This window comes from Thermococcus gammatolerans EJ3, assembly GCF_000022365.1.
Lineage (GTDB): Archaea > Methanobacteriota_B > Thermococci > Thermococcales > Thermococcaceae > Thermococcus > Thermococcus gammatolerans.
In genome coordinates, this window is record NC_012804.1 from 1,921,109 (window position 1) to 1,939,737 (window position 18,629).

The 18,629-nt window shown below is 54.5% G+C and carries 22 protein-coding genes; 11 read left to right on the forward strand and 11 right to left on the reverse strand.

Annotated elements, in window-relative coordinates; translation table 11 throughout:
• Window positions 1-18 precede the first annotated feature (18 nt).
• A complete protein-coding gene (locus TGAM_RS10255) occupies window positions 19-888 on the reverse strand; it encodes a hypothetical protein (RefSeq protein ID WP_015859626.1) in 870 nt (289 codons plus the stop codon).
• Window positions 889-897: 9 nt separating this feature from the next.
• On the reverse strand, window positions 898-1,410 hold the full coding sequence (locus TGAM_RS10260; RefSeq protein ID WP_015859627.1) for a metallophosphoesterase: 513 nt from the start codon (window positions 1,408-1,410) through the stop codon (window positions 898-900).
• A 127-nt stretch (window positions 1,411-1,537) separates the two neighbouring features.
• Here TGAM_RS10260 and TGAM_RS10265 point away from each other — a divergent pair, with 127 nt between their 5' ends.
• The 9 genes from TGAM_RS10265 to TGAM_RS10305 all read left to right on the forward strand — a co-directional run bounded on the left by TGAM_RS10265 (window position 1,538) and on the right by TGAM_RS10305 (window position 11,655).
• Complete coding sequence (locus TGAM_RS10265; protein WP_015859628.1) at window positions 1,538-2,032, forward strand: Gins 23 protein; 495 nt, start codon at window positions 1,538-1,540, stop codon at window positions 2,030-2,032.
• Window positions 2,032-5,544, forward strand: coding sequence for a DNA replication licensing factor (locus tag TGAM_RS10270; RefSeq protein ID WP_048811351.1), 3,513 nt, complete (start codon window positions 2,032-2,034; stop codon window positions 5,542-5,544). The genes TGAM_RS10265 and TGAM_RS10270 overlap by 1 nt, the downstream gene beginning before the upstream one ends.
• Window positions 5,545-5,595: 51 nt before the next feature.
• Complete coding sequence (locus TGAM_RS10275) at window positions 5,596-6,024, forward strand: translation initiation factor IF-2 subunit beta (RefSeq protein WP_015859630.1); 429 nt, start codon at window positions 5,596-5,598, stop codon at window positions 6,022-6,024.
• A gap of 123 nt (window positions 6,025-6,147) precedes the next feature.
• Window positions 6,148-7,716, forward strand: a complete 1,569-nt coding sequence (locus tag TGAM_RS10280) for a carboxyl transferase domain-containing protein (RefSeq protein ID WP_015859631.1) — start codon at window positions 6,148-6,150, stop codon at window positions 7,714-7,716.
• A gap of 9 nt (window positions 7,717-7,725) precedes the next feature.
• Window positions 7,726-8,094, forward strand: a complete 369-nt coding sequence (locus TGAM_RS10285) for an OadG family protein (RefSeq protein WP_015859632.1) — start codon at window positions 7,726-7,728, stop codon at window positions 8,092-8,094.
• 2 nt (window positions 8,095-8,096) lie between these two features.
• Window positions 8,097-8,555 carry an acetyl-CoA carboxylase biotin carboxyl carrier protein subunit gene (locus TGAM_RS10290; RefSeq protein WP_015859633.1) on the forward strand — a complete coding sequence of 153 codons (459 nt, stop codon included), beginning with the start codon at window positions 8,097-8,099 and terminating at the stop codon, window positions 8,553-8,555.
• Window positions 8,556-8,561: 6 nt separating this feature from the next.
• The gene (locus TGAM_RS10295) at window positions 8,562-9,701 is read left to right on the forward strand and encodes a sodium ion-translocating decarboxylase subunit beta (RefSeq protein ID WP_015859634.1); all 1,140 of its coding nucleotides are present in this window, start codon (window positions 8,562-8,564) and stop codon (window positions 9,699-9,701) included.
• A 70-nt stretch (window positions 9,702-9,771) separates the two neighbouring features.
• Complete coding sequence (locus TGAM_RS10300; protein ID WP_015859635.1) at window positions 9,772-10,617, forward strand: CBS domain-containing protein; 846 nt, start codon at window positions 9,772-9,774, stop codon at window positions 10,615-10,617.
• 36 nt (window positions 10,618-10,653) lie between these two features.
• The gene (locus TGAM_RS10305; protein WP_015859636.1) at window positions 10,654-11,655 is read left to right on the forward strand and encodes a homoserine dehydrogenase; all 1,002 of its coding nucleotides are present in this window, start codon (window positions 10,654-10,656) and stop codon (window positions 11,653-11,655) included.
• On the opposite strand, the gene TGAM_RS10310 is transcribed toward TGAM_RS10305, so the two are convergent.
• Window positions 11,642-12,055 (reverse strand): hypothetical protein, encoded by a 414-nt coding sequence (locus tag TGAM_RS10310; RefSeq protein WP_048811352.1) that lies wholly within the window; start codon window positions 12,053-12,055, stop codon window positions 11,642-11,644. The genes TGAM_RS10305 and TGAM_RS10310 overlap by 14 nt on opposite strands.
• A 60-nt stretch (window positions 12,056-12,115) precedes the next feature.
• Here TGAM_RS10310 and TGAM_RS10315 point away from each other — a divergent pair, with 60 nt between their 5' ends.
• Entirely contained in the window at window positions 12,116-12,640 is a 525-nt protein-coding gene (locus TGAM_RS10315; RefSeq protein WP_015859637.1) for an ASCH domain-containing protein, read from the forward strand.
• On the opposite strand, the gene TGAM_RS10320 is transcribed toward TGAM_RS10315, so the two are convergent.
• From TGAM_RS10320 to TGAM_RS10355, 8 genes are all read right to left on the reverse strand, one after another.
• Window positions 12,637-13,341 carry a ZPR1 zinc finger domain-containing protein gene (locus tag TGAM_RS10320; RefSeq protein WP_048811353.1) on the reverse strand — a complete coding sequence of 235 codons (705 nt, stop codon included), beginning with the start codon at window positions 13,339-13,341 and terminating at the stop codon, window positions 12,637-12,639. The genes TGAM_RS10315 and TGAM_RS10320 overlap by 4 nt on opposite strands.
• A 78-nt stretch (window positions 13,342-13,419) precedes the next feature.
• A complete protein-coding gene (locus tag TGAM_RS10325; RefSeq protein WP_015859639.1) occupies window positions 13,420-13,833 on the reverse strand; it encodes a cell division protein SepF in 414 nt (137 codons plus the stop codon).
• Window positions 13,834-13,923: 90 nt separating this feature from the next.
• Window positions 13,924-14,745, reverse strand: a complete 822-nt coding sequence (rrp42, locus tag TGAM_RS10330; protein WP_015859640.1) for an exosome complex protein Rrp42 — start codon at window positions 14,743-14,745, stop codon at window positions 13,924-13,926.
• Entirely contained in the window at window positions 14,738-15,487 is a 750-nt protein-coding gene (rrp41, locus tag TGAM_RS10335) for an exosome complex exonuclease Rrp41 (protein WP_015859641.1), read from the reverse strand. The genes rrp42 and rrp41 overlap by 8 nt, the downstream gene beginning before the upstream one ends.
• On the reverse strand, window positions 15,484-16,248 hold the full coding sequence (rrp4, locus tag TGAM_RS10340; RefSeq protein WP_015859642.1) for an exosome complex RNA-binding protein Rrp4: 765 nt from the start codon (window positions 16,246-16,248) through the stop codon (window positions 15,484-15,486). The genes rrp41 and rrp4 overlap by 4 nt, the downstream gene beginning before the upstream one ends.
• Entirely contained in the window at window positions 16,245-16,955 is a 711-nt protein-coding gene (locus TGAM_RS10345; RefSeq protein WP_015859643.1) for a ribosome assembly factor SBDS, read from the reverse strand. The genes rrp4 and TGAM_RS10345 overlap by 4 nt, the downstream gene beginning before the upstream one ends.
• Before the next feature lie 11 nt (window positions 16,956-16,966).
• Complete coding sequence (gene psmA / locus TGAM_RS10350; protein WP_015859644.1) at window positions 16,967-17,749, reverse strand: archaeal proteasome endopeptidase complex subunit alpha; 783 nt, start codon at window positions 17,747-17,749, stop codon at window positions 16,967-16,969.
• 37 nt (window positions 17,750-17,786) lie between these two features.
• Window positions 17,787-18,035, reverse strand: coding sequence for a hypothetical protein (locus TGAM_RS10355; RefSeq protein WP_238516211.1), 249 nt, complete (start codon window positions 18,033-18,035; stop codon window positions 17,787-17,789).
• Between the two features lie 50 nt (window positions 18,036-18,085).
• On the opposite strand from TGAM_RS10355, the gene TGAM_RS10360 reads away from it, so the two are divergent.
• Window positions 18,086-18,544 (forward strand): HIT family protein, encoded by a 459-nt coding sequence (locus TGAM_RS10360; RefSeq protein ID WP_048811355.1) that lies wholly within the window; start codon window positions 18,086-18,088, stop codon window positions 18,542-18,544.
• The last annotated feature ends 85 nt before the right edge of the window (window positions 18,545-18,629 follow it).

Sequence of the window (18,629 nt, forward strand, 5' to 3'; positions counted from 1 at the left end):
ATGCCGTCAAAATGAAACTCATCTCTTAGACTTCAAGCTCAGGCCCTCGAATTCTGAAGGTATGAAGCCAAGGTTCACCATCACGGCTATTTCAAGGGCCTCTTCCTTCTCAACTCCTTTCTCCACGAGTTTTTCAAAGATTTGAAGTATGAACTCAAGGTTCCGGTAATTGAAGAGCCATTCGGGGTAATCCTCCAGAAGGCCCCTCTCCACAGACACTCCGGTTCTTCGCTTGAGCTCTTCCGCGAATTCCTCTTTTGACATTGGGGGTATCTTTACCCGCACCCCAAAGGGAAGTCCCATGTATTTGGAGGGCCACACAGTTTCTACAATTACCTGTTTGCCCTCCATCATGAGCCTCAAGACTTCATCAGGCTCCGGTTCCGTCAGCAAAACTGCACCGGGTGGAATGAGGGGCCTCAGATTAACTGCCCTCAGGTTTACCACGAGAACAGAGAAGCCCAGAGAGAATGCGGCCGCAATGCTGATGGCCAAACCCCTGCGTTTTGCACGCCCGGCCCTCTCCTCCATCAGCTTTGAGTAGAGTTCCTCGCTGACGAGGGTGAGCTGGTAAACGGTCTCTGCACCCTCAAGATGAAGGACACCGTTGGAGAGGAGTTTGAGGCCGAGCCTCGCGAGAGCCGAGCTCAGTGAGGTCTCGGTTCGGGTCGTTATTGCTCCCTTACCCTTAACGTTCTCGACCCCCCTGCTCACAAGTCGGTAGTCGGCTGGAAAGAGACCCCTGGCGTTGAAGAACTTTTCGAGCGCTTCCTTCGCCTTCTCCTCGCTAACCGCGTATACCTTAACGAACTCGACATTGTCGGCAGCGTCCACACCTATGAAAACGACTGCGTCACGGCGCTCCCTCGGGAGGAGTACTTCGTCCATCGCCCCACCTCAGAGGCTCATTGCTCCAAGGAGCTCACCAGTCTCTATGTTGATTATCGTGACTTCCCTCTTCCTCGTGTCGAGCAAGGCGACGCTCTTAACGCCGGTAAGGTAACCGCAGACCTCGCCGGGGTTGACGAGTATCGTCCTCCCCTCTTCCCTTATCTCGTAGTGGTGGGTGTGACCAACGATAACCACGTCGTAGAGCCTGCTGCGGGCCAGGGCACGAACGATCCTCTCATCGGTGCCGTGTGTCACGGCTATCTTCATTCCATCGGCCTCAATTTCTAAGATCTCATCGCATATACCCAGGGCTTCGTAGAGGCCTTTCCTCTCGCCGTCGTTGTTACCGAAAACACCCTTGAGGGGAGCCTTTAGTTTCCTCAGCTCTCCCGCGACGAACGGGGCAACGTAGTCGCCGGCGTGGATCACGAGATCAACGTTCCTCTCGTTGAGGAACTCCACAGCCTTCCTTATAGCAGGGAGGTTATCGTGGGTATCGCTCATTATTCCAATCAGCATGATACCACCTTGATGAAAATAGTCGGGCCGGTTTATTAGGATTATCCCGGAGAATGATCAAATGGACACAGCCGTCGTACTGCCAAGGTTTATTAGGGGGAGGGGGTACTTGGTGAAAGGTGGTGGGATGTTCAGCGGAAGGGCCCTCATACCAGTCAAGATCATCAAGCCCTTCGAGGACTGGAAAACCGGTGACATAGCGCTCCTTGAGGACTGGAAGGCCAAGGTACTCTGGGAGACGGGCATAGGGGAGATAGTGGACGAGACGGACAAGATAATCGGTGAGATAGACAAGATGATAGCAGAGGAGAGGGAGAGCCAACCCCTCGTTCCGATTCCGGCAGGGCTATATGAGAGGGCCGAGTTTTACATATATTACCTCGAGAACTACGTGAGACAGAACCCGGGCGAGAGCATTGAAGTGTTGAGTGTGAAAATGACCAAACTCGCCAACCTAAAGAAGAAGTACCGCTATCTCAAGGAAATGCGCTTTAAGAAAATACTTGAAGCGGTAAGGCTGAGACCCAACAGCCTTGAAGTTCTAGGCAGGCTTTCCCCGGAGGAGAGGAGGATCTACCTGGAGCTTTCTAAAATCAGAAACGAATGGCTGGGTGAGGGATGATGGATAGGGAGGACATGATATCCCGCTTCGCAACGTTCCTCCGTGAGTACAAGGACGACGATGGAAACCCCATCTACTTAAACAGGTTGAAGGATCTGCTCACGGTCGTCCCGAAGAGATCGCTGACCATAGACTGGGCCCATCTGAACTCATTCGATCCCGAACTAGCACAGGAGCTTCTTGAGAACCCCGAAGAGGTTCTGATGGCCGGAGAAGACGCCATACAAATAGTCCTCCGCGAGGACCTCATGTACTCGGAAGAGCTCAAGATACACGCGCGCTTTTACAACCTCCCCCACACGCTACTCGTTAAGGAACTGGGGAGCGAGCACATAAACAGGCTGATTCAGGTCGAGGGGATCATCACGCGCATCAGCGAGGTCAAACCCTTCGTCCAGAGGGCGGTTTTCGTATGCAAGGACTGCGGGAACGAGATGGTAAGGCTTCAGAGGCCCTACGAGAACCTTGTCAAGCCGGCCAAGTGCGACGCCTGCGGCTCAAGAAACGTCGAGCTCGACGTCGAGAAGAGCCGCTTCATAAACTTCCAGAGCTTCCGCCTCCAGGACAGGCCGGAGAGCCTTAAAGGCGGTCAGATGCCCCGCTTTGTGGACGCAATACTTTTGGATGATCTCGTCGATACCGCTCTGCCGGGCGATAGGGTTCTCGTGACCGGAATCCTGCGCGTCATCCTCGAGCAGAGGGACAAGAGGCCGATTTTCAAGAAGGTTCTTGAGGTGAACCACATAGAGCAGCTCAGCAAGGAGATAGAGGAGCTCGAGATTTCGCCGGAGGACGAGCAGAAGATCCGCGAGCTGGCTAAGAGGAAGGACATCGTTGACGCGATAGTGGACTCGATAGCTCCGGCCATCTGGGGGCACAGGATAGTCAAGAAGGGAATCGCTTTGGCGCTCTTCGGCGGTGTGCAGAGGGTTTTGCCAGACGGGACGAAGCTGAGGGGAGAAAGCCACGTTTTGTTGGTTGGAGATCCTGGAGTAGCGAAGAGTCAGCTCCTCCGCTACGTGGCCAATCTGGCGCCGAGGGCGATTTACACGAGCGGTAAGAGTTCAAGCGCCGCCGGTTTGACCGCTGCAGCAGTCAGGGACGAGTTCACGGGCTCGTGGGTGTTGGAGGCTGGTGTTCTCGTCTTAGCGGATGGTGGGTTCGCCTGCCTGCACCCGGATTCACGGGTTCTTGTAGATGGGAAATACCAGAGAATTGAAGACCTCTTCGAGCTTGAGAAGTCATACAAGGCGCTCTCCGACGGCCAAATCGTGGACATTCAGGAGAAGGAGATGGAAGTTACGGCCCTCGACCTCGGAAGCATAAGGACAAAGACTTCTAAGGCCACAATAATCCGCAGGAAGCCCTGGAAGGGAGAGCTGTTAAAGCTCAAGTTCCGCTCGGGCAACGAGGTAACCCTAACTCCCGACCACCTTCTCATAGATGGTAAGACCCTTGAGTGGAAGGAGGCGGAGAGGTTTAAGGTTGGAGAGAGTGTCATCGGACTTGATGAAAACTTCAACCCCCGCCCAGATGAAATCGTCTCCATTGAGCGCGTTCCATACGAGGGCTACGTTTACGACCTCTACGTGCCGGGTGAGCACAACTTCCTGGCCGAGGGAATCATAGTTCACAACTGCATAGATGAGTTCGACAAGATGAGCGACCGCGACAGGAGCGCGATACACGAAGCGTTGGAGCAGCAGAGCTACCACTACGACTTCGAGCTTCTCTTAGCGGACGGCAGGAAGGTGAAGATAGGCGAGCTGGTGGATTCTCTCATAGAGGCCAACCGGGATAAAGTGATAATCGGCAAGGACACCGAAATACTTCCTGTTGATGATATTGAGCTTTTGGCCTACGATCTCGAACGGAAGGAAATCGTGAAGGTTAAGGCAGACCGCGTGAGCAGGCACAAAGCGCCGGATAAGTTCATACGGCTGAGGTTTTCAAACGGCAGGGAGATAGTTGTCACGCCCGAGCACCCGATTATGGTGTGGGAAGACGGCGAGATAAGGGAGAAACCTGCCGAGAATGTTACTGTGGACGATGTCGTGCTCGGAGTTGCAAGGTACCCCATTGAGATCGAGCAGTTCGACGAACCGCTCAGGGACGAGAGGGCGGCCTGGAACAGGCAGGACTACCTCTACTCCCTGGGAATAGTGTCAAAAATAAAGAATGCCCCAGGCCGCTACGAGGTGAAGCCCACCGAGAGAACCTTCCCGGGGGAGCTTTTGAAAAAGCTCGGTGAGGCAGGTAAAAACATCCACTTCAAGCTCTCAAGCAGGTACTATGCCAAGAGGCCCCTAGTTTCCAAATCTATTCTGAGGAAGGAAATAAGGCGGCTGATAGAGCACCTTGAAAGGGTGAGAGAACTGGCCAGCAAAGAGCCCCCGAAGGCACTCAAGTACCTCAACAAGTCGAGGATATCCTTCAAATATGGCCTTAATGCAATAACCCTTCGGAACAGGATAGAGAGAGGCGATCCAACCGCCCTGTCCATACTCAGAACAGAGGTCGAGAGGGAAGCCGAGAGAATAGAGCGCGTAATAGAGGAGGTCGAGGAGCTCCTAAACGGCAACGTTAATTTCCTGAGGGTCACAAAAGTCGAAAAACTTCCTAACGACCGCTGGGAGTGGGTCTACGACGTAACCGTCGAGCCGTATCACCTCTTCGTCTCTCACGGGCTGGTTCTCCACAACACAATAAGCATCTCCAAAGCGGGCATAACCGCAACTCTGAACGCGAGAACTACCGTTATAGCCGCCGCCAATCCGAAGTTCGGCCGCTTCAACCGCATGAAGTCCCTTCCAGAACAGCTCGACCTCCCACCAACGCTCCTCAGCAGGTTTGACCTGATATTCCTCCTGCTCGATGAACCAGACGAAAAAATTGACGCGAGCATAGCGGAGCACATACTGCGCGTCAGGCGCGGTGAGGCCGAAGTGGTCACTCCAAAGATTCCCTACGACCTGCTCAAGAAGTACATAGCCTACGCGAGGAAAAACGTCCATCCCGTCCTGAGCAGAGAAGCTATGGAGGAGATCAAGCGTTACTACGTTAAGATGAGGAAGGGGCTGAGAAGGAGCAGTGATGACGGTGTCCAGCCAATTCCAATAACCGCTAGACAGCTTGAAGCCCTAATACGTCTCAGCGAGGCCCACGCGAGAATGAGGCTGAGCGAGACGGTAACGCGCGAAGACGCCAGAGCGGCGATAGAGCTCATTGAAGCCATGATGAAAACCATAGCCGTTGACGAGGAGGGCAACATAGACGTCTCGATACTGGAAATAGGAAAGAGCTCGAAGAAGCTCAACAAGATAGAGAAGCTGGTTGATATAATCAAGAACCTCGAGCCGGAGGGTGAATACGGAGCGCCGGCCGACAGGGTGATAGAAGCAGCGAAACAGGCTGGAGTTGGAAGCAAACGCGAAGTCGAGAAGCTCATCGAGGAGTTAAAAGCAGACGGCAGAATCTACGAGCCGAGGGCAGGATTTTACAGGGTGCTCTGATAACGCCAAAGGTTATAAAGCGAAGGGGAAACCTATGAGGGGGGTGAGAAGATGAGCGAGAGCATTGACTTTTACGACTTCGAGAGGCTCCTAGATAAGGCTTACGAGGAGTTGCCCGAGAACGTGAAGTCCCACAAGTCCCGTTTCGAGGTTCCGCCGGCGGTCGTTACGATAGCCGGTAACAGGACGATCATCGAGAACTTCGTTGACATAGCTGAGGCCATGAACCGCGACCCAAGCCACCTGCTCAAGTTTATACTGCGCGAGGTGGCAACGGCAGGAACGCTCGAGGGCAGGCGCGTAATCCTGCAGGGACGCTTCACTCCCTACTTAATAGCCAACAAGTTGAAGAAGTACCTCAAGGAGTACGTCATCTGTCCGGTCTGTGGAAGCCCGGACACAAAGATAATCAAGAGGGACAGGTTCTACTTCCTCAAGTGTGAGGCCTGTGGTGCCGAGACACCAATCCAGCACCTCTGAGGCCTCCTTTCTTTTTTGCTCCTTTGTGGACAAATTATCCACTATTGGATGAAATTCCGCTCCTCAAAAACCCTTTTAAACTTTACAAACTACAACCCCCAAGAAACCGAGGGGGTTACTCTTATGAGCATGGAGGAGAAGCTCAACGAGCTTTACGAAAGGAGGAAAAAAATTCTCGCAATGGGCGGCGAGAAGGCCGTCGAGAAACAGCACGCCAAGGGCAAGCTCACCGCCCGAGAGAGGATTGAGAAGCTCCTCGACCCCGGAAGCTTCGTGGAAATCGGCATGTTCGTCAGGCACCGCGGAACCGAGTTCGGAATGGACAAGAGGGAACTTCCGGCGGATGGCGTTATCACTGGCTACGGAACCATTGATGGTCGCCTCGTCTTCGTCTACGCGCAGGACTTCACCGTTATGGGCGGTTCTCTCGGCGAGATGCACGCGGCGAAGATTAAACGCGTCATGGAGCTGGCTTTGGAGGCGGGCGCCCCGGTCATAGGCCTCAACGACTCCGGTGGAGCGAGGATTCAGGAGGGTGTTGACTCGCTCAAGGGTTACGGTGAAATCTTCAAGATGAACACGATTCTCAGCGGTGTTGTTCCGCAGATTACCGCGATAATGGGGCCGTGTGCCGGTGGAGCCGTTTACAGCCCGGCAATAGGTGACTTCATTCTCATGGTGGACAACCCCGCGAGCTTCATGTTCATCACGGGCCCGCAGGTCGTCAAGGCCGTTACAGGCGTTGAAGTAACTCCGGTTCAGCTCGGCGGAGCGATGGTCCACGCCCAGAAGGCCGGTCAGGCGCACCTCATAGGCAAGAGCGACGAGGAAGTTTTGACTTTGATAAGGCGCCTCGTGAGCTACCTGCCGTCCAACAACATGGAGAAGCCTCCGAGGGTTAAGACGAGCGACTTGCCCTTCAGGAAGAGCGAGAGGCTCTATGAGATTGTCCCGGACGACCCAAACAAGCCCTACGACGTCAGGGACGTCATCTACGAGATAGTGGACAGAGACGAGAACGGCAACCCGGACTTTCTGGAAATCCTCCCCTACTTCGCTCCGAACGCGGTTGTGGGCTTCGGAAGGATGAACGGCCAGACCGTCGGTATAGTCGCCAACAACCCCAAGTATTTCGCAGGCGTTCTCGACATAGACAGCTCAGATAAGATTGCTAGGTTTGTTAGAACCTGCGACGCCTTTAACATTCCGATAGTCACGCTCGTGGACGTTCCCGGCTATTTACCTGGCGTTGACCAAGAAAGCCGGGGAATAATCAGGCACGGCGCGAAGGTTCTCTACGCCTACGCCGAAGCAACCGTCCCGATGGTAACAGTGATTCTGAGGAAGGCCTACGGTGGAGCCTACCTCGCGATGGGAAGCAAGCACCTTGGAGCGGACTTCGTCTTCGCCTGGCCCACCGCGGAAATAGCAGTCATGGGTCCGGAGGGAGCGGCGAACATCATATTCAGGAAGGAAATCGCAGCGGCTGAGAACCCGGAGGAAGTGAGGCAGCAGAAGATAGCCGAGTACCGCGAGAAGTTCGCCAACCCGTACGTCGCCGCCTCGCGCGGCTACATCGACGACGTCATCGACCCGGCAGAGACGAGGGGCAAGGTCATAATGGCGCTTGAGGCCCTCGAGAGCAAGCGCGTCAAACTCCCGCCGAAGAAGCACGGCAACATACCCCTGTGAGGTGAAAGCATGAGCCAGTTTGCCGAGGGCGGATGGATTACAATCATAGGAATCACCGTCGTCTTCGCCATACTCGCGATACTCGCGATAGTGATGTACGCCATAGGCGCCTTCGAGCGCGGGATGACGAAGAAGGTCGAGAAGGAAGAGAAAGCCGTCGAGGAGACGAAGGAGGAGGTTGAGACCCCGGAGGAGGAAATTCCCCCAAGGGATTTGGCGGTCATAACCGCCTCAATCCTCGCCTACCTCGCGAAGAAGGCCGAGGTGGTTCGTCCTTTACCCTTCAGGAGGAAGGTTTCCGACGCCTGGCGCCTCTACGGTTTGCAGAGCGGTATGGATGAGGTTGAGAACTTCAACTACGAGATGAGGAAGTGGTGAAGATGAAGGTTAAGGTCATCATCGATGGAAGGGAGTACGAGGTCGAGGTTGAGGAGCTCGGTGGTGGAAAGTTCAGGGTCAGCTTCGAGGGCAAGAGCTACGAGGTCAAGGCTGAAGGACTGGGAATAGCGCTTCCGAGCGTTCCCGAAACTACCAGCGCTCCGGTTTCTGCTCCAGCTTCTGTGTCGGTTCCTGCTCCCGCCCCTGTGAGTGCTCCTGCGCCCTCGCCCGCTCCTGCGAGTGCTTCGCCGAATACTGTTACGGCTCCAATGCCGGGTAAGATTCTCAGGGTTCTTGTTAGTGAGGGGCAGGAGGTTAAGGCTGGTCAGGGTTTGCTTGTGCTTGAGGCCATGAAGATGGAGAACGAAATTCCCGCTCCGAAAGACGGTGTTGTTAAGAAAATCTACGTGAAAGAAGGCGACGCCGTAAACACCGGCGACCCACTAGTAGAACTCGGGTGATGGGGCATGACGAGCTTCGTGGACTTCCTGAGCACAATGGGTCTGCTCCACCTCACGGTAGGGAACATCATCATGATTGCAGTGGGCCTGACGCTGGTTTACCTTGCGATACGCTACGAGATGGAACCGCTGTTGCTTTTGCCCATAGGCATCACGGCGGTTCTCGTTAACCTCCCCCTCAACGGCATAGCCAACTGCCCGACCGTTGGGCCCCTCTGCAGTCACCCGGGCCTGCTCGACATAGTCTACCACTACCTCATCAAGACCGAGATAGTGCCCCTGCTCATCTTCTTCGGCCTTGGAGCAATGACGGACTTCGGGCCGATGATTGCAGATCCTAAGACCGCCCTTATGGGCGCCGCGGCACAGATAGGTGTCTTCGTGGCGATGCTAACTGCCTTGGCCCTGGGCTTCAACCTCCACCAAGCGGCTTCGATAGGAATCATAGGCGGTGCGGACGGACCGACGACGATATATCTGACCACCAAGCTGGCCCCTGAAATCCTCGCCGCCACCGCCGTCGCCGCTTACAGCTACATGAGCCTCGTCCCGCTGATCCAGCCACCCATCATAAAGGCCCTCACAACGCCAGAGGAGAGACGCATAAGGATGGAACAGCTCAGGCCCGTATCCAAGAGGGAGAAGATCCTCTTCCCGATAATCAGCATGATCGTCATCGGTCTCCTCGTCCCCAGTGCGGCTCCGCTTATCGGAATGCTCATGATAGGTAACCTCTTCCGCGAGAGCGGCGTGGTTCCAAGGCTCACCAAGGCAGCGCAGGAGGAGCTCATGAACATCGTCACGATATTCCTCGGCCTCGGCGTCGGCTCAACCATGAGAGCGGAGAGCTTCCTCACGGCGCAGACCCTCATGATTCTTGGCCTTGGCGTCGTTGCCTTCGCCAGCGCTACCGCTGGAGGAGTGCTCTTCGGAAAGCTCATGATGAAAATCTCAGGAGGAAAGATAAACCCAATGATTGGAGCGGCTGGAGTTTCAGCGGTTCCAATGAGTGCCAGGGTTGTTCAGAGGATAGCCAGCGAAGAAGATCCGGGCAACTTTATCCTCATGCACGCGATGGGGCCGAACGTCGCTGGAGTTATTGGAACGGCTGTCGTCGCCGGAGTCTTTCTTGCCCTTCTCGGCTGACGTTTTTTCTGTTTTCTTTTCTAAAACCTTAAATAGGGGAACACCGTCTTAGGTTAAGCGGTGGTAGAACATGAGGGTAAAGACAATAATGACCAAGGACCCTGTGGTTATCGAGCTTCCGGCGACGCGGGGTTATGCACTTGAACTGTTTAAAAAGTACAAGGTAAGGTCTTTTCCCGTCGTGAGCAAGAAAACCGGCCAGCTGGCCGGGATAATAAGCATAAAACGCGTTCTTCTCCATCCGGATGAGGATCAGCTTGCCATGCTCATAAGGAGGGAAGTACCGATTGTTAAGCCCAATGACGATCTGAAGAAGGCCGTCAGGAAGATGCTTGAGATGGACTATCGCCGCGTTGTTGTGGTTGACGATGACGGCAAAGTTGTGGGTATACTTACCGTTGGGGACATCGTGCGAAGGTATCTGGCCAAAAACGAGAAGCTCAAGGACATAACGATTGAACCTTACTACCAGAGAAACGTCAGCGTCGTGTGGCAGGGAACACCGCTCAAGGCCGCGCTCAAGGCTCTCCTCCTGTGCAACGCCATGGCCATTCCAGTTATAGACGACGAGGGCAACCTCGTCGGAATGGTGGATGAGACGGACATCCTCAAAGATAGCGAGGTTATTCGCGTCATGAAGCAGACCGCACTCTCTGCTTCGAGCGAGGAGGACTGGATCCTCGAGAGCAACCCCACCTTGCTATTCGAAAAGGCGGAGCTCCAGCTTCCAAAGAAGCCCGTCAAGGAAATCATGAACCCCAACCTCATTGTCGCGACGCCTCACATGAGCGTCTACGACGTTGCCCAGAAAATGGTTCAGTACCATATCGAACAGCTACCCGTTATCAGGGGCGAGGGCGAGCTCGTCGGCATAGTCAGAGACATGGACATAATCAAGGTAATCCTCAACAAGTGATTTAAGCCCCTTTCCCCTTTCTATTCTGGTGATAGGATGGAGGTAAAGGTTGGGCTCTTCGGCTTTGGGAACGTCGGAAGGGCCGTTGCGCGGGTTCTGCTTGAGAAGGAGCGCTTTTTCAGAGAGAGATACGGCTTATCATTCCGGGTCGTCAGCATCTCCGACACGAGCGGAACCGTCTGGCTTCCAGAGGGAATAGATTTGAGCGAGGCCCTCCTCGTCAAGGAGAACTTCGGGAAGCTCTCGGCCTGGACGAACGACTACGAGGTCTACAACTTCTCCCCGGTTGAGGCCGTGAAGGAAATTGAAGCCGACATCGTGATTGACGTGACCAACGATAAAAACGCCCACGAGTGGCATCTTGAGGCGCTGAGGGACGGGAAGGCCGTCGTTACGAGCAACAAGCCTCCGTTAGCTTTCCACTACGCGGAACTTACTGACGAGGCCGAGCGGAGGGGCCTGCCATACCTCTTCGAGGCGACCGTAATGGCGGGAACGCCAATCATCGGGCTCCTCCGCGAGAACCTGCTCGGCGATACTGTAAGGAAAATAAAAGCCGTCCTGAACGCAACGACGACCTTCATCCTCAGCAGGATGGAGCAGGGGATTGACTTCGAGAAGGCCGTAAGGCAGGCTCAAGAGCTTGGCATAGCCGAGAGAGACCCGAGCGGAGACGTCCTCGGAATTGACGCCGGCTACAAGGCGACGATACTCCACTGCGTTGCCTTTAAGCCGATTACCTTCGATGAGATTGCCGTTAAGGGCATCGCTGAGGTTACGGTTGACGAGGTTAAGAGGGCCCTCGCAAAGGGGAAGAGGATTAGGCTCGTCGCGACAATCGAGGAGAAGAACGTTAGAGTCACTCCCGAGGAGGTTTCCGGCCCACTCACGGTTTCGAGCAACGAGAACGTTGCCCTAATCGAGACTGACCTTTTGGGAGAGCTCCTCGTTAAAGGGGCCGGCGCCGGGCTGAAGGAGACGGCGAGCGGGGTTGTAAGTGATTTGGTTAAGGCGTCGCTGAAACTCAGGGCAGGGTGATTTCTTTTCCTTCGGCCTTTATTCTGAGTTCCACTTTGCCAAAGCGATGCTTAATCACACGGATTTCCAGCGTTCCACAGGGAGTTTCGAGAGTTTTCTCCTCAAAGAGGGGGAAGAAGTCCCTTGCGAGAACCTTTCCCTCCGTGTCCTTGAGGGTTATGGTGGACGTCGCGCAATCCGGAACGAGGAGGAGCGTTTTTCCATTGCACTCTATCTTGAGGGCATGAAAGCGGTTTGCCAGGGCAAGAAAACCGAGGGCTACAAAAACGTTCATCAGCGGTAGGACTTGCCATCTCTCAATTAATCCAACCGCGAGGAGAAGGAGTGAGAGGGCAAGGTAGGACAGACCAAACTTCCAGAGGCGTTCGTTTCTTAAGGTGATTTTTTGGAGCTTGCTCATCAACACGATTTCATCCAAAACTCTTTTTAACTCTTCTTCGAGGGTTCGCCAGGTGAAAGCATGGAGCACGTCATAGCGCTCCACCAGGTTTACGCCGAGCTGATATTCAGGGGCCTCAAAACGGTTGAGGTCAGGAAGAGGAAGGCCTTCGACGAAGGAGACTTGGTGTTCCTCTACATAGCGCGGGGAAACCCCTACGAGCTGAGGGACACGCTGAGGAGGCTCAACCTTCACGAGGAGCAGACGCTGACCCAGAGGGGAACCATAGCTGGAGGCTTCGAGGTCGGAGAGGTGATAAAGGCTGACCTCGAGACCCTCTGGGAGATGGCGAAGGAGGCGAGCGGTTTAACCCTTGTCCACGGTGAGAACGGGAAGAACTGGCTGGCCAACTACATCAAGGACTACGGCTACGTCTTCACCATCGAGAGGCCGTTCCTCTTCAAGGAACCGATGAGCAGGGAGGAGATGAAGGAGCGCTATGGAGTCCACGTCGAAGGGGTAATACACCTGTCAAGAAAGACGAGGAAACCCTGGGTCAAAGCTCTAATTGAAGATCTGCTGGCAAGGGATTACTTTTATCCCTAAGCCTCTTTGTCCCCACTTGCTTTCTCTGAAAGGGCTTCTTCTGATCCGTTTTCAGAGCTCTCAAGCTCCTCCGGGTTAACTATCTGGTACGGCCCGAGGCTCAGCTTCCGGATTTCCTCCTCTGTCAAAAGCCTGCTCCTGACCTTCTCGCCTATGAGCGCGCTGTTGCCGAGGGGGTCTGCTATCTTTACCGTCAGCGGTTTCTTTCCTTCCTTGACGTCCTCGATGTACTGGAGTATTTCGTCGGCCTTCTTTACTGCTTCTTCGTCACCCTCCTGCTTCCTGAACTCCCTCGCCATCAGGAGCGTTTCGCGGACGCGCTCAAGGACACCTTCAACGTTGGTGATGAAACCCTCAGATGCCGGCCCGGGCTCAACTTTAACACCTATTTCCTCGAGCTCTATCGTCCCGCTCTTGCTTCTCACAACGCGCGTGAACAGGTCTCTCTCATCCTCGACCCTCACCGTGTAGAGCTTCGGCGGCCTGTCCTCGAGTATCATGACGTCCGCGTTTCTGTAACCACAGCGCTCGCAGATTATCGTGCTCTCCATGACCTTGCCGAAGTAAGGAATCTCGTGGATGTGCTGGATGGCCTTAAGAGTGTTCTTGCCGCCGCAGATGGGGCAGTCACCGAGGCTTATGACCTGAACCTCGCCGAGCTCCGGCTTAACCTCAACCTTCTCGCCTTTCTTCTCGCCCATGAGCATCACCGAGAAGAGTAGCAAAACCGGTTTATAAAGGTGAGGTAGCAGAAAAATCGAAGAAATCCGGGACGGGGATCATTTGGCGATCTTAACGTCCTCAGGGGTAAGGAGAAGCCTTATCTCACCTTTACAAACCTTGACAACCTGTCCGCCGAGTGCAGCCGTCATGCCCTTGATCTGCTCGACGACTTTCTCCAGTATCTCAGGTTTTATCTCGAGGGGAGTCAGATCGACGAGGACGAGGTTGCCCTCCTGAAGCTCCTCGGAAATCCTCTCAAGATCGGAGTAGCTCGTGACTACTATCTTCTTCACGTATTTAAAGTGAGGTTTCACGATTTCCCTGGCGAGAACGTCCTCCTCCAGTGGAACAACTTCGACATCCCTCGGAAGGGGCTTCTCCTCCTTCTTCGTTACGGCCTCCTTGACGGCCTCGGGTTTCTTCTTGGGTTTTTTCTCCTCCTTTTTGAGAATGCTATCGAACAGGCCCATACCATTCACCCCGGGGTTTGATCATAACGAAGGCTGAACTTTTATGCACCTCAATGTTTATATCTCTTTCCCAAAGGAAAAAGTTGGAAATCAGGAAGCTGAACCAACGGCCTCGAGTAGGATCTTTCTGAGTTCATCGGCCTTTTTCAGTGCCGTGTCAATGGCGTACATGACCTCCTCAAGCTTGAAGCTTCCCCCCTCACCCTTCTGAACGGCCGAGATGTGACCTGTCTCGTCGGTGGTTATGGTTAGCCTGCTGTCCATTACCGTCTCTTCGTCGAGGTTTGGATCGACGATGATGCTCGAACCGATCTTCGCAAAGGTTACGGGGATCGGGACGTGCTTCACGGGCAGGGGCTCGTATTCGTCGAGCTTGATTATCTCCCCGGTCTCCTCGTTGTACTCAACCTTGGGTATTTTAGTTGTCATCAGGGCGGCCATCGCGGCCAAGCCAGTTGCGTCGAAGAGGTTTCCATCGTGATCTAGTACGTGGACGTCTATGAAGACGACCCTGACGAGTTTTCCGGGCACGATGACGAGCTTCTCAAGCTCAACGGCTTGGCTCTCCCTTATCCCCCTGTCAATAACGCGGGCCAGCTCTATTGCCCTCTCGTCAGGCGGGCCTGGCTCAAACGTTGGCGAGGCAAGGGGAACGAGCTCCACGTTGGTCGTCATGACGCCCCTGTCGGGGAGATCGGGGAAGGGCTCCCCAACGTCGACCTTTATGCCGACGAGAACCCTCGTGCCACCGAGCCTGACCCATGCGGAGCCCTCGGCCTTCTCAATGAAGCCGGTCTTTATCTCGATGTCTCTGTACTCCTCGAAGGAGCGGCCGTCGATTCTCTTCCCTTCCTTGAGGAGGTTGAGTATCCTGTCCCTCATTATCCCGGCCATGATCTCAACGTCACTCATCTCCAGCCACCTCCTGGGCGATCTTGAGGTACTTCTCTTTGAGCGCTTCCCTCTGCTTCTGGTAGACTGCCTTCGCTCCCTTTATCGCGAGTTTCACTGCCTCTATGAACTCCTCCTTGGTGAGATAGCCATCCATCTGGAGGAGGGTTATGTCGTTCTTGAGGGGCATTATGGCAACGGGAACGTCGGCTTCACCGTAGTTGTCTTCGTCCTTGTTGAGGTCGAGGACTATCTCACCATCGATCTTTCCAGCGGCACAAGCTGCCACGAGATCCCTCATCGGAACTCCCGCATCGGCCAAAGCGAGCGATGCTGCGGTTATTCCGGCAACCCTCGTTCCAGCGTCGGCCTGGAGAACCTCGATGAAGACGTCAACGACTGTCCTCGGGAACATTTCAAGGATCAAAGCAGGCTCAAGCGCGCCCCTTATGACCTTGCTTATTTCAACGCTCCTCCTGTCGGGACCGGGCTTTTTCCTCTCCTCCACGCTGAACGGGGCCATGTTGTAGCGGACGCGCAGGACTGCCGTGTCAGGCCTCTGAAGGTGTTTTGGGTGTATCTCCCTCGGACCGTAAACGGCCGCGAGTATCTTGTTCTTACCCCATTCGATATACGCGGATCCGTCTGCGTTCTTCAGAACACCGACTTCCATGTGGATTTTCCTCAGCTCATACTTCCTCCTTCCGTCTATTCTCCTGCCGTTCTCATCGATGAGCTTTAAACCCTCTGGCCTACCCATCATTTTCCTTCACCCTCGTTATTCTCCTCAAGCTGGGGTATCTCCTCGATCACTCCCCTCTCCTTGAGCTCCCTGAGCCGGGAGAGGAGGAACTCCTTAACCCTGTCTGTGAGCCCCTGGGTGTGGCTTTCACGATCAACCTTGAGGATCGCTTCCACCGCCAGCTTCTCAAGCTCATCGTTCTTGCCGCTCACCCAGACCCATCCGTTCTGACCCACTATGATCCTCGTTCCGGTCAGCCTCTTGATCATGTTGATCATCGAACCTCCCTTACCGATGACCCTCGGAACCTTGGAGGGGGTTATCGTGACGAGCTGGCCTCCCCTGAGGGGACCGCCCTTGAAGGGCATTCCCTTGGTAGTCAGGTCGATCTGGTTGACCTCGTTGTAGGCCTTTATCTTGGCGTAGATTATATCGCCGATGTCGTAGATCTTCCTCAGGTCTGTTTTGAGAAGGTCTATGCGCTCCTCCACAGCATCCTGAACGCGGAGGTTCGCCTGATACGGCGCGCCTATGTCCACAGTCCAGTTGGAGAACCGGACGTCCACGATCTTTCCAAGAACGTTGTCCCCAACCTCCGGTATGTATGGTCCCTCAAGGGGTATAACCCGTATAAGGTCCCCCCTGATCTCGACCAGTCCTACCACAGTCGAGTATATCCTGTTCCCTTCTCTGAAGGTTCCTCTTCCGTTCTTAAAGGGCCCCTGGGCCAAAAGTGTCCCGGGAACCACTAACTCCCTTGGTTTTACAAAAATCCTCCTCATAGGCCCTTCCTCTCTACAAGTTTGGTAATCGCGGTGCCCTTGGTAAGGGCGTTGAGTTTCTCATAAAACTCCTCCTCTATTCCTCCGGGAATCTCGATCAGGAACATCCACGAGCCGTCGCTGGCCCACTCCTCCCTCTTTATGCTGCCGAACTTTCTGACCTCCCCGTAGGCCCTACCGACATAGTCGCTCGGTATCTTCACCGCTATGACCTTGACTTCAAGCTTTATTGGGAGAAGCGGCCTTATGGCCTTGATCACCTGTGGAACCTGTGCCTCGGCGTCCTTGAAGAGATCCACGTGGACCCCTGCCTCCTCCATCGCCCTGAGGATCCTATCGACAGGGTGGGGATATCCAGTCCTCGGATCGACGGCATGTCTGTGGATTATCGTCGCTATGTACTTCTTCTTGTCCTCGAGCATCTGTCTCCTCTGCTCCGCCGTCAGCTGAACTTCTCCCTTTCTGAGGATTATCTTGGCGACCTCGTAGGGATCGCTCGTCCCGAATATCTTCTCCATCTCGTGCTCGCTCGCCTTGTCACCCTTGTGTGCATCTTTGAAAACGTAAGGCGTTGCAAGGATCTCCTCTATGGGAACATCCTTGCCCTCTTTGAAATCCCTGGCTAGGTAAGGGTCAACGAGTATTTCAAAGGTCTCGCCGTGAGTTTTAAGACGGGCGATAACGGCTTTATCTACACTGATGGGCATCGCCCGTCACCTCAGTAGTTCTGGTCAAGCTCGGAGTAATCCTCTTCCCGCTCCTCGACTTCCTCTTCCTTGATCTCCTCGAGGATCTCATTGAGGTACTTTGCAACCTCTTCCTTATCAAGCTTTTTCCAGCGCTTCTCGTCAAGGGTTATGTAGGCGACCTCGATGCTCTCAGGGCTGGGTTCCTCAAGGGTCTTTGCAAGGGCCAGTATGGCGAGCTTTATCGCTCCTTCCATATCGATATCGTCGCTGTAGTGCTCTTCAAATATCGCCATCGCTGTGTTCCTGCCGCTTCCTATAGCGACAGCCTTCCACTCAAAGTAGGCGCCGCTCGGGTCTGTTTCATAGAGCTCGGGCTTCTCGTTAACGCCCGCCATCAGCAGAGCTGCACCGAAGGGCCTCACACCGCCGTACTGGGTGTGGGCCTGCTTGAGGTCGCATATCTTCTTCACCAGAACGGTGAGCGGGACGGGTTCGCCGTATGTCAGGCGGTATATTTGAGCCTCCAGCCTTGCCCTATCCACGAGAACCCTCGCATCAGCTATTATACCGCTTGGGGCCGCGGCTATGTGGTCATCTATCTGGAAGATCTTCTCGTAACTGCTGGGTTCTATCAGCCGACTTGTTATCCTCTTCTCCACGGCTAGGACAACGCCACCCTTCCACTTAACCCCGACTGCGGTCGCTCCGCGCTTCACTGCCTCCCTCGCGTAGTTGACCTGAAAGAGCCTCCCATCCGGGCTGAAAACTGTTATAGCCCTGTCGTAACCTGCCTGCGGCGGTACAAATGCCACCTCCATCACCTCCAACACTCATTTTTCGGCCCAATAATTAAGCTTTTCTATCGACGCCACCGAGCGCAATGAGGGCCATTCTCTGGGCTGTCCTCCTGGCCAGTTCAAGGGGAATCATTGCCACAGGAAACAGAATCGCTCCCAGAACGAGCGACGCCGAGCCAAAGGGCCTCAGGATGAGCAGGGCAAAGGCAGCGAGAAGCGTTGCGAGTCCTATCATCATCAGCTTTCGGTACGTCTTCTGGAGTCCAGCTATCCTCTCATCGGTATCACTCACGTTCACCACCGAAGACAAGGGTTAAATACACCGGTTTTAAGCCTTTGGGGGGATGTGCCATGAGGTGCCCGTTCTGTGAGCCGAAGAAAGAGAACGTTCTCTACGAGGGCGAACTCATCAGGATCCTCATAGACTCCTATCCGGCAAGCAAAGGCCATCTTCTCGTCGTTCCGAGGAGGCACGTTGAGAAATGGGAGGATTTAAGAGAGGAGGAGAAAACTGCCCTCCTGAAGGGAATGGAGCTGGCCATGAAGGCCCTCCGCAAGGCACTAAATCCTGATGCCTTTAACGTTGGTATGAACCTCGGAAGGGAGGCGGGCCAAACAGTTCCGCACCTGCACCTCCACGTCATCCCACGCCGAAAGGGCGACAGTAAAAATCCGAGGGGCGGAGTCAGAAAGGCCGTTCTCGATCTGGAGGACGAGAACCTGAACCTTAAAGAGAGGTGGATGAGAAACAGGATGAGCGAGGAGGAAAAGAAAAAACTTCGAGAGGTATTTAATTCAATAACCCCATAAACGACATGAAATGCATCGCAACGGCCCGGATTATACATCGCCTTCATAAAGCACAACAAAGAATGAGGAAAGTGGGCTGGAAACC

What these genes read in the sequence shown, in the direction of transcription:
- TGAM_RS10255 (WP_015859626.1), bottom strand. Translation starts at nt 888, where the DNA reads ATGGACGAAGTACTCCTCCCGAGGGAGCGCCGTGACGCAGTCGTTTTC.
- TGAM_RS10260 (WP_015859627.1), bottom strand. Translation starts at nt 1,410, where the DNA reads ATGCTGATTGGAATAATGAGCGATACCCACGATAACCTCCCTGCTATA.
- TGAM_RS10265 (WP_015859628.1), top strand. Translation starts at nt 1,538, where the DNA reads ATGTTCAGCGGAAGGGCCCTCATACCAGTCAAGATCATCAAGCCCTTC.
- TGAM_RS10270 (WP_048811351.1), top strand. Translation starts at nt 2,032, where the DNA reads ATGGATAGGGAGGACATGATATCCCGCTTCGCAACGTTCCTCCGTGAG.
- TGAM_RS10275 (WP_015859630.1), top strand. Translation starts at nt 5,596, where the DNA reads ATGAGCGAGAGCATTGACTTTTACGACTTCGAGAGGCTCCTAGATAAG.
- TGAM_RS10280 (WP_015859631.1), top strand. Translation starts at nt 6,148, where the DNA reads ATGAGCATGGAGGAGAAGCTCAACGAGCTTTACGAAAGGAGGAAAAAA.
- TGAM_RS10285 (WP_015859632.1), top strand. Translation starts at nt 7,726, where the DNA reads ATGAGCCAGTTTGCCGAGGGCGGATGGATTACAATCATAGGAATCACC.
- TGAM_RS10290 (WP_015859633.1), top strand. Translation starts at nt 8,097, where the DNA reads ATGAAGGTTAAGGTCATCATCGATGGAAGGGAGTACGAGGTCGAGGTT.
- TGAM_RS10295 (WP_015859634.1), top strand. Translation starts at nt 8,562, where the DNA reads ATGACGAGCTTCGTGGACTTCCTGAGCACAATGGGTCTGCTCCACCTC.
- TGAM_RS10300 (WP_015859635.1), top strand. Translation starts at nt 9,772, where the DNA reads ATGAGGGTAAAGACAATAATGACCAAGGACCCTGTGGTTATCGAGCTT.
- TGAM_RS10305 (WP_015859636.1), top strand. Translation starts at nt 10,654, where the DNA reads ATGGAGGTAAAGGTTGGGCTCTTCGGCTTTGGGAACGTCGGAAGGGCC.
- TGAM_RS10310 (WP_048811352.1), bottom strand. Translation starts at nt 12,055, where the DNA reads ATGAGCAAGCTCCAAAAAATCACCTTAAGAAACGAACGCCTCTGGAAG.
- TGAM_RS10315 (WP_015859637.1), top strand. Translation starts at nt 12,116, where the DNA reads ATGGAGCACGTCATAGCGCTCCACCAGGTTTACGCCGAGCTGATATTC.
- TGAM_RS10320 (WP_048811353.1), bottom strand. Translation starts at nt 13,341, where the DNA reads ATGGGCGAGAAGAAAGGCGAGAAGGTTGAGGTTAAGCCGGAGCTCGGC.
- TGAM_RS10325 (WP_015859639.1), bottom strand. Translation starts at nt 13,833, where the DNA reads ATGGGCCTGTTCGATAGCATTCTCAAAAAGGAGGAGAAAAAACCCAAG.
- rrp42 (WP_015859640.1), bottom strand. Translation starts at nt 14,745, where the DNA reads ATGAGTGACGTTGAGATCATGGCCGGGATAATGAGGGACAGGATACTC.
- rrp41 (WP_015859641.1), bottom strand. Translation starts at nt 15,487, where the DNA reads ATGATGGGTAGGCCAGAGGGTTTAAAGCTCATCGATGAGAACGGCAGG.
- rrp4 (WP_015859642.1), bottom strand. Translation starts at nt 16,248, where the DNA reads ATGAGGAGGATTTTTGTAAAACCAAGGGAGTTAGTGGTTCCCGGGACA.
- TGAM_RS10345 (WP_015859643.1), bottom strand. Translation starts at nt 16,955, where the DNA reads ATGCCCATCAGTGTAGATAAAGCCGTTATCGCCCGTCTTAAAACTCAC.
- TGAM_RS10360 (WP_048811355.1), top strand. Translation starts at nt 18,086, where the DNA reads ATGAGGTGCCCGTTCTGTGAGCCGAAGAAAGAGAACGTTCTCTACGAG.